Below are 2025 nucleotides of genomic sequence, written 5' to 3'. Positions count from 1 at the left end.
AAAAAAAACTTTAAAATTTTCTTCAGAAACATTTGGTCAGATGAAAAACATTACTTACTTTTGCACTCGCAAATCTGAAGCAATAACGACAGAAAAAACGCTTTAGAGGACGCGAAAGAAAAGAGATCATTGACATACAATATAACAACCAAGTAAGGAAAAACTAAAGCGTCAAAACTTTGAGTGAGTCAAGAACAAACATACAATGGAGAGTTTGATCCTGGCTCAGGATGAACGCTAGCGGGAGGCCTAACACATGCAAGCCGAGCGGTAGAGATTCTTCGGAATCTTGAGAGCGGCGTACGGGTGCGGAACACGTGTGCAACTTACCTTTATCAGGGGGATAGCCTTTCGAAAGGAAGATTAATACCCCATAATATATTAGATGGCATCATTTGATATTGAAAACTCCGGTGGATAGAGATGGGCACGCGCAAGATTAGATAGTTGGTGAGGTAACGGCTCACCAAGTCAGTGATCTTTAGGGGGCCTGAGAGGGTGATCCCCCACACTGGTACTGAGACACGGACCAGACTCCTACGGGAGGCAGCAGTGAGGAATATTGGACAATGGGTGAGAGCCTGATCCAGCCATCCCGCGTGAAGGATGACGGCCCTATGGGTTGTAAACTTCTTTTGTATAGGGATAAACCTTTCCACGTGTGGAAAGCTGAAGGTACTATACGAATAAGCACCGGCTAACTCCGTGCCAGCAGCCGCGGTAATACGGAGGGTGCAAGCGTTATCCGGATTTATTGGGTTTAAAGGGTCCGTAGGCGGACTCGTAAGTCAGTGGTGAAATCTCATAGCTTAACTATGAAACTGCCATTGATACTGCGGGTCTTGAGTAAGGTAGAGGTAGCTGGAATAAGTAGTGTAGCGGTGAAATGCATAGATATTACTTAGAACACCAATTGCGAAGGCAGGTTACCATGTCTTAACTGACGCTGATGGACGAAAGCGTGGGGAGCGAACAGGATTAGATACCCTGGTAGTCCACGCCGTAAACGATGCTAACTCGTTTTTGGGTTTTCGGATTCAGAGACTAAGCGAAAGTGATAAGTTAGCCACCTGGGGAGTACGTTCGCAAGAATGAAACTCAAAGGAATTGACGGGGGCCCGCACAAGCGGTGGATTATGTGGTTTAATTCGATGATACGCGAGGAACCTTACCAAGGCTTAAATGGGAAATGACAGGTTTAGAAATAGACTTTTCTTCGGACATTTTTCAAGGTGCTGCATGGTTGTCGTCAGCTCGTGCCGTGAGGTGTTAGGTTAAGTCCTGCAACGAGCGCAACCCCTGTCACTAGTTGCCATCATTCAGTTGGGGACTCTAGTGAGACTGCCTACGCAAGTAGAGAGGAAGGTGGGGATGACGTCAAATCATCACGGCCCTTACGCCTTGGGCCACACACGTAATACAATGGCCAGTACAGAGGGCTGCTACCAGGCGACTGGATGCTAATCTCGAAAGCTGGTCTCAGTTCGGATTGGAGTCTGCAACTCGACTCTATGAAGCTGGAATCGCTAGTAATCGCGCATCAGCCATGGCGCGGTGAATACGTTCCCGGGCCTTGTACACACCGCCCGTCAAGCCATGGAAGTCTGGGGTACCTGAAGTCGGTGACCGTAACAGGAGCTGCCTAGGGTAAAACAGGTAACTAGGGCTAAGTCGTAACAAGGTAGCCGTACCGGAAGGTGCGGCTGGAACATCTCATTTTAGAGCGTTGAAGAACGTAAAACAAAATTAGTACGCAAGTACACAAGCACTTACTTAAAGAGAAGCTTTAGTTTTTTATTTGGTTGATATATATAAAAATACAAAACCCACTAGAAATTAGTATTAGGGAGGAGATACAAGAGCCAAGAGGCGAGAATCAAGACGAAGACATATAAAGTCTTGTATCTAGCATCTTGAATCTAAGAGTCTAAACAGACAGTCTCGTAGCTCAGCTGGTTAGAGCGCTACACTGATAATGTAGAGGTCGGCAGTTCGAGCCTGCCCGAGACTACTAATTAAAAAGAC

At 46.5% G+C, this 2025-nt stretch carries 1 tRNA gene and 1 rRNA gene; both read left to right on the top strand.

What is annotated here, in order from left to right:
- Positions 1-202 precede the first annotated feature (202 nt).
- Positions 203-1719, top strand: a 16S ribosomal RNA gene (locus tag JHL15_RS05010).
- Between the two features lie 218 nt (positions 1720-1937).
- Positions 1938-2011: transfer RNA gene (locus JHL15_RS05005), tRNA-Ile, on the top strand.
- Positions 2012-2025: the final 14 nt, after the last annotated feature.

Source organism: Chryseobacterium paridis (genome assembly GCF_016595215.1).
GTDB classification, from domain to species: domain Bacteria; phylum Bacteroidota; class Bacteroidia; order Flavobacteriales; family Weeksellaceae; genus Chryseobacterium; species Chryseobacterium paridis.
Note: the sequence above shows the minus strand (reverse complement) of the source record. Positions and strands in the feature narration are given on the sequence as shown.